The sequence below is a fragment of the Pelagicoccus mobilis genome (genome assembly GCF_016595505.1).
GTDB lineage: Bacteria > Verrucomicrobiota > Verrucomicrobiia > Opitutales > Opitutaceae > Pelagicoccus > Pelagicoccus mobilis.
On record NZ_JAENIL010000108.1, the window covers coordinates 1 to 6,763 of the forward strand.

General features: G+C 54.9%; 6 protein-coding genes. 5 read left to right on the plus strand and 1 reads right to left on the minus strand.

Translation table 11 applies throughout. The features are described from left to right. Positions 1–20 precede the first annotated feature (20 nt). On the minus strand, positions 21–1,451 hold the full coding sequence (ffh, locus tag JIN87_RS27350) for a signal recognition particle protein (RefSeq protein ID WP_200359807.1): 1,431 nt from the start codon (positions 1,449–1,451) through the stop codon (positions 21–23). Positions 1,452–1,610: 159 nt separating this feature from the next. Here ffh and JIN87_RS27355 point away from each other — a divergent pair, with 159 nt between their 5' ends. The 5 genes from JIN87_RS27355 (at position 1,611) to fmt (ending at position 6,741) form a co-directional block, all read left to right on the plus strand. After that, entirely contained in the window at positions 1,611–2,252 is a 642-nt protein-coding gene (locus tag JIN87_RS27355; RefSeq protein ID WP_200359809.1) for a hypothetical protein, read from the plus strand. Between the two features lie 114 nt (positions 2,253–2,366). Continuing rightward, positions 2,367–2,849 carry an Lrp/AsnC family transcriptional regulator gene (locus JIN87_RS27360; protein ID WP_200359811.1) on the plus strand — a complete coding sequence of 161 codons (483 nt, stop codon included), beginning with the start codon at positions 2,367–2,369 and terminating at the stop codon, positions 2,847–2,849. Positions 2,850–2,985: 136 nt separating this feature from the next. Then, on the plus strand, positions 2,986–4,158 hold the full coding sequence (locus JIN87_RS27365; protein ID WP_200359813.1) for an aminotransferase class I/II-fold pyridoxal phosphate-dependent enzyme: 1,173 nt from the start codon (positions 2,986–2,988) through the stop codon (positions 4,156–4,158). A gap of 108 nt (positions 4,159–4,266) precedes the next feature. Further along, positions 4,267–5,673 (plus strand): ribosome biogenesis GTPase Der, encoded by a 1,407-nt coding sequence (gene der, locus JIN87_RS27370; RefSeq protein WP_200359815.1) that lies wholly within the window; start codon positions 4,267–4,269, stop codon positions 5,671–5,673. Between the two features lie 81 nt (positions 5,674–5,754). Further along, positions 5,755–6,741, plus strand: coding sequence for a methionyl-tRNA formyltransferase (gene fmt / locus JIN87_RS27375; RefSeq protein ID WP_200359817.1), 987 nt, complete (start codon positions 5,755–5,757; stop codon positions 6,739–6,741). Positions 6,742–6,763 lie beyond the last annotated feature (22 nt).

Genomic DNA, 6,763 nt, shown 5'->3' on the forward strand with positions numbered 1-6,763 from the left:
CACCGCGCTACGGCGTTCGCCTAGAACTTCAGCTTGCTGAGGTCGGGCATGTCGCCGCCTCCCATGCCGCCGGGCATTCCTCCGCCCATCGCTCCTGGGTTCATGCCGGAAGCTTTCATCTGCTTCATCATCTTCTTCATGTTGCCTTTACCCATTTTTCCGCCGCCTTGCATCTTCTTCATCATCTTTTTCATCTGCATGTGCTGCTTGATGAGCTGGTTGACTTCGGCGAGCTTTACGCCTGAGCCGCGGGCGATGCGGGTGCGTCGGCTGGAGTTGAGGAGCTGAGGCTTCTGGCGCTCCTTGGGAGTCATGGAGAGGATTATGGCTTCGGAGCGTTTCATCTGCTTCTCCGCTTTATCGTCCATGCCCATGTTGCCCGCCATTTTGCCCATGCCTGGAAGCATGCCCATGATGGAGGACATGGAGCCGAGCTTTTTGATCTGGCGGAACTGCTTGAGCATGTCCTCGAAATTGAAATCCCCCGACATCATGCGCTCGGCCATGTTAGCGGCGTCTTTCTCGTCGATGGTTTCCTGGGCCTTTTCAACGAGCGAAACCACGTCGCCCATGCCGAGGATACGGCTGGCCATACGGTCCGGGTGGAAGACGTCGAAGTCGTCTAGCTTTTCGCCGGTACCTGCAAATTTGATCGGTACTTCGGTGATCTCCTTCATGGAGAGGGCGGCGCCACCGCGGGCGTCGCCGTCGAGCTTGGTCATCACGATACCGGTCAGTTGAACGGCTTCGTTGAAGGTCTTGGCGACATTGACCGCTTCCTGACCGATCGCTCCGTCGACTACGAGCAGGACTTCGTCTGGATTGACGCGTCGTTTAAGCTCCTTGATTTCGTCGATCAGTTGCTCGTCGATCTGGAGGCGGCCGGCGGTATCGAAGATGATCAGGTCGTCGCCAGCAGCGAGCGCTTCGCGGAGACCTTCTTCACCGATCGCAGGAACATCTGGAGTGCCTCGTTTTGCAAAGCAGGGGACACCGATTTGTCCGGCAACGGTTTCGAGCTGGTCAATCGCAGCGGGGCGGTAGATGTCACAGGCTACGAGGTGAGGCTTGTAGCCATCTTTCTTGAGAGATTTGGCGAGCTTGGCGGAGGTGGTGGTTTTACCGCCACCTTGCAGACCGACCATCATGATCTTGAGCGGCTTCTTGCTGGAGAGCTCGGTAGAGCCTTCGCCGAGGAGGGCGGTTAGCTCGTCGTTGATGATCTTGATGATCTGCTGGCCAGGAGTGACGGTCTTGAGGACGTCTTGACCAACGCACTTCTCCTTCACTCGTTCGATGAAGGCGCGGGCTACCTTGAAATGTACGTCTGCGGAAAGCAGGGCGGCCCGAACTTCCTTGAGCGCTTCGGCCATGTTTTCCTCGGAAAGCTTAGCGGTGCCGCGCAGATGGCGCATCGCGTTGGTGAGCTTGTCAGTCAGACTTTCGAACATAGGGGCTGAACATTGAAGGATAATCCGGGCGGGTAAAGCCTAGGAGAAAACAAAAATCGCTTTGCGATTTTGCCCTTCTTATTCAAGATATAAGCAGCTGCGGGCTGCTTGTCTGTGAGTCTTTTTGCCCAGAGTTTTAACCCTGACCTCTAAATCCCCATGTCTCAAAACGCTATTCGTTCCCTCCTTCTAGTTCTTCTTGTGTTGCTGGTTCCGCTTTCCCGAATGGAGGCTGGAAACACGTACGCTGACATTGCCAAAGCTCAGATGGTGATCGCCGAAATCCAGAAGATCGTCGACAAGTACAACAAGCTGACGATCGATCTCGAGCCGCCCGAGCCGATCCATGGAAATTCAGGCAAGTTCTATTGCCCCTTCAAGGAAGACGGTTCGCTCACCGAGTGGGCGAACAAAGCCTTAAATGTCCAAGCCGGGGCCTACGCGGGAGAAAAGGCGGGCTCGGCTGCCGGAAAGGCTCTCGCTTCCAAGGTTCCTCTCGGGGGGCTGATGAGCAACAAAATCAAGAAGCAGGGGAAGAAGATGGGGGCTATGGCTGCGATTGGTGGCGACAAGTTCGTCAAGAAAACGACAGCGCTTTCCTTCGGCTCCCTTGATGAGCTCATTGTCTATTTGCACGCTGCGGAAAGGGGCAATCCCGACTACCAAAGCGCGGTCGCCTCTGCCATGGCGATTTATCCGGACATGCAGAGTCGGGTGGATTACGCGATCAATCAGGCTTACAAGAAGGCCGCGAAGGCGCAAAAAGAGGCTGCGAAAGCGGCCAAGAAAAAGAGCAAGTAAGCGTAAAATTTAGATCTGAGACTAGGCTGTGGCCTCATTGAGGGGCTGCGGCCTTCTTGTGGCTGCAAATTTCCGACTGGATATTCGTGGGGAATCGCGCAATGTGCCGCCCTTATGAACGAGGTATTCAAGCTGCTAGCAGAAGGCGAGCGACTCAACGAGAGCCAGATGGCCGAGATTCTTGGCATGTCCGTGGAAGAGGTTGAGGCGCAGCTGGAAGCATTGAAGAAGGAGGAGCTCCTCCTTGGCTGGATCCCTGTGCTCAATCCTGAGAAGGATGATTCCCTCGCTGTGCGTGCGGCGATCGAGGTAAAGATCACCCCGGAGCGTGACGGTGGTTTCAATCGCCTCGCTCAACGCATCAGCCGTTTTGACGAGGTCGAGTCTTGTTACCTCATGTCCGGCGGCTACGACTTGCACGTGGTGGTCAAGGGATCCTCGCTGCACAAGGTGGCGAGTTTCGTTTCCGAGCGCCTTTCTACGATCGAAGGTGTTCTCTCTACTGCAACGCACTTCATGCTCCGAGCCTACAAGGAGCAGGGGTACTTGATCGAGCAACCAGCGGAAGATAAGGCGCGTCTCGACGTGACGCCGTAGCGAGGAACGAAGATACAATTCGAATCCTTTCGAGCGGCCGCGACTTTTGTCACGCCGCTCTTCGAGTTTCTATATGTAAGCAATTTTCAATTACGCGGCCGCGATTGGCTGCCTTTCCAACAAACACAAAAATACAATGTCTGAAGATCAAAACCGTTTTGTAGCCGATCATGTTATCGGGCTCCCGCGTTCGGGAATCCGCGACTTCTTCGAGCTGGTGGCGGCGATGAAGGACGTCATCTCGCTGGGTATCGGCGAGCCGGACTTCACAACGCCCTGGCACATACGCGAGGCGGCGATCTACGCATTGGAGAAGGGCCGCACGCATTACACGTCGAACCTTGGTTTGATTGAATTGCGCCGCGAGATTTCAGCTTACGTCGGCCGGAATTTCGGACTCGAGTACAACCCGAACAACGAAGTGTTGGTAACGGTTGGCGTATCGGAGGCGATGGATATCGCGTTGCGAGCCGTGCTGAATCCGGGCGACAAGGTTCTGTATCAGGATCCGTGTTTCGTTTCCTACCACCCGACTGTTTTGCTCGCTCATGGTGTCGGTGTACCGATCAAGACGGATGCTGAATCTGCATTCACTTTGAAGGCGGAAGAGGTGAAGAAGTCTTGGGAACCGGGTTGCAAGGTACTCATGATCAACTTGCCGTGTAACCCGACTGGCGGTGTTGCCGAACGTGCTGAGCTTGAGGAGATCGCGAAGTTCGCGGTCGAAAAGGACATGCTCGTAATCAGCGACGAAATCTACGCGGAGATGACGTACGAAGGGGAGCATGTCAGCATTGGCACTTTCCCGGGCATGCGTGAGCGTACGATCTTCCTGCACGGTTTCTCCAAGGGCTGGGCGATGACGGGTTGGCGTCTCGGTTACGCTTGTGCTCCGGCGGATCTGACCGAAGCGATGATGAAGGTGCACCAGTACTCGATGATGTGTGCTTCTATCGTAGCTCAGGATGCCGGTGTCGAAGCTCTCCGAAATGGCGACGATGCGGTCAAGAAGATGAAGCAAGCCTACCAGCGTCGTCGCGACTTGGTGGTGCGTCGCTTCAATGAGATCGGCATCACATGCCACAAGCCAAACGCGACCTTCTACGCATTCCCGAACATCACTTCGACTGGACTAGACTCGAAGACTTTCGCCAAACGCTTGCTCGAAGAGGAACGTGTAGCTATGGTGCCGGGTACCGCGTTCGGTCAGTACGGTGAAGGCTTTGTTCGTTGTAGTTTCGCAACCAGCTACGATCAGCTGGTCGAAGCCTGCAACCGCATCGAACGTTTCGTAAACAATTGTAAGTAATTTTTAACCACGGATTGTAGGAGGGCAACGCTCCGTCGTTGCCGTATCGACCTCATCCATTCCACCACGGCAATGACGGAGCATTGCCCTCCTGATTCTTCAACCATCATGAACTTCACAGTGGCAATCGTTGGCCGACCGAACGTCGGCAAAAGTCGCCTTTTTAACCGATTGGCGGGTAAACGCATTTCGATCGTACACGACATGCCGGGTGTTACGCGTGATATCATTTCACGCGATCTGGATGACGGTTATACGCTGCTCGACACCGGGGGTATGGGCTTGCTTGAGGGTATGAGCGATACTCCGGGCAAGATCGTTAATGCAGTTGAAGGGCAGATCGAATTCTCGATCGATGCGGCGGATTTGATCCTGTTCGTGGTGGATGGCCGTGAAGGTCTGATGGCTCTGGACAAGCAGATGGCCGAACGCCTTCGCCGTACTGACAAGCGTGTTATGCTGGTGGTTAATAAGGTGGATACCGAGTCGACCGCGATTGATGGGAAGGAGTTTTTCCGCTACGGTTTTGGCGAGCCTTATCTCGTATCGGCGGAGCATGGACGTGGTATCACTCCGCTACGCAAGGCGGTTCTTGCCCTTCGTGACGAAGTGGTTGGTCCGCCGGTTGAAGAAGAGGATGATGGCAAGAAGGTGCTGAAGGTTTGCTTCATCGGACGCCCGAATGTCGGGAAGTCTTCTTTGAGTAACTGCTTGGTGCAGTCGGACCGTTTTATCGTTAGCGATCACCCTGGCACAACGCGGGACTCCATTGAGATGCCCTTCGTTTGGCGTTCCAAGCGTGGTGAGGATTGGCACTTCATGCTGACGGATACCGCGGGAATTCGTAAGCAGACGAAACTGAACTCATCGGTCGAGTACTTCTCTCGCGTGCGTTCGCTCGATGCGATTCGTCACGTGGATGTAGTTTTCATGGTGATCGATGCGAAGGAAGGGCCGACCAATCAGGACAAGGCAATCGCGGGTGAAGCCACCAAGGCAAACAAGCCGGTTGTCGTCGTGGTCAATAAATGGGACTTGGCGCTTGAGGCTTGGGAGAAGGAAGAAATCGACGGTTTTGAAACCGAGAAGGACTTCCAGGAGGCCTTTGCGAAAGGCATTCGCCGCGAGCTCTTCTTCGTGCCCGGATCTCCGATACGGTTTGTTTCTGCGAAAGAGGGAATCGATGTGGAGAAGATTCTCCTTTCGGCCCGTCAGTTGAACAAGCGTCAGAATCGCAAGATCCCGACCGGCCGTCTAAACAACAAGCTCTATAAGATGTCTGAGCGATTGCCTGCTCCGAAGAAGGATGGTCGCCGATTCCGTATCTATTATGCGGTGCACACCGGAAACTACCCGTATCGCTTCAAGGTATTCTGTAATCAGTCCAAGAAGTTGGGTGACTCCTATAAGCGCTTCCTTTTGAAGGGGCTTGTTGAGGAGTTCGAGCTGGAGGGCTGTCCGATGGTTTTCGACTTGGTGAACAAGAAGAATCCATACGTTCAAGAGGAGGAGTAGGGAGAGGTAGCGCTGAGCTTTAGCCCGCGTACTTTTTTCCTTTGTGGACGCGGGCTAAAGCACCGCGCTACGTTTTAAGTTATGGCGTTTCGAATGATTTTCATGGGTTCCGACCCGATCGCTTTGCCGGGGCTTGAGGCTGTTCTCGCGGGCGAGTGTGGAGAGATCGAGCTGGTTGCGGTGTATACCCAGCCGGATCGGCCACGCGGTCGTGGGAAGAAGGTCGTGCCAAACGAAATCAAAACGTGGGCGACTGAGCGGGGGATCCCGGTTTATCAGCCGGAGAAGATGCGCAAGGCGGAGCGTCTTGAAATTGAGGCGATGGGAGTTGATTCAATTCTGGTTATGGCTTATGGCCATATCCTTTCGCAAAAGCTGATCGATACACCGCGACTGGGTATCTGGAATTTGCATACATCCCTTTTGCCAAAATACCGTGGAGCCTCGCCTATTCAATGTGCCGTAGCCAGCGGCGATTCTGAAACGGGAGTGTCTTTGATGCGTTTGGTTAAGGAGATGGATGCGGGGCCTGTGCTCGATGTTGAGAAGGTGGGTATCGGAGATGGGGATACAGCTCTAGATGTAGAGGCCCGCCTTGCCGCCGCGTGCGCTCCGTTGCTGGAGCGTGGATTGCCGCTTGTACATGGAGAAAAGGCTGAGACGATCGAGCAGGATTCCTCCTGCGTGAATTACGTTCGCAAACTGACGAAGCAGGATGGCGAGTTGGATTTTCGTGTTTCGGCTTCTGTATTGGCGCGTCGGATCAATGGGCTTTTCCCTTGGCCTGGCACGCGTGCGTGCTTGGGCGATGTGGCGATCAAGCTGGGGTTGGCGGAGGCTGAAGAAGCGGATGCGCAAGCTGCTCCGGGCACGGTGCTGGGTGTCGAAAAGGCAGGGTTGCGCGTTGCTTGTGGTGAGGGGACTGTGTTCTTAAAACGCTTGCAGCGTCCCGGTGGGAAGATGCTCGACGCAGCGGAGTTTGTACGTGGGTTCGATTTGCCCGAGAATGCGGTGTTCGAATCTCGGGAGATGACGGAACTTGTGACGGCGGAGCACGTCAGGGGATAGTTGATTTTGTAGTGGGAGCGTG

Bases quoted from the DNA above. Each gene is read 5' to 3' on its own strand.
- ffh (WP_200359807.1), bottom strand. From the start codon at position 1,451: ATGTTCGAAAGTCTGACTGACAAGCTCACCAACGCGATGCGCCATCTG.
- JIN87_RS27355 (WP_200359809.1), top strand. From the start codon at position 1,611: ATGTCTCAAAACGCTATTCGTTCCCTCCTTCTAGTTCTTCTTGTGTTG.
- JIN87_RS27360 (WP_200359811.1), top strand. From the start codon at position 2,367: ATGAACGAGGTATTCAAGCTGCTAGCAGAAGGCGAGCGACTCAACGAG.
- JIN87_RS27365 (WP_200359813.1), top strand. From the start codon at position 2,986: ATGTCTGAAGATCAAAACCGTTTTGTAGCCGATCATGTTATCGGGCTC.
- der (WP_200359815.1), top strand. From the start codon at position 4,267: ATGAACTTCACAGTGGCAATCGTTGGCCGACCGAACGTCGGCAAAAGT.
- fmt (WP_200359817.1), top strand. From the start codon at position 5,755: ATGGCGTTTCGAATGATTTTCATGGGTTCCGACCCGATCGCTTTGCCG.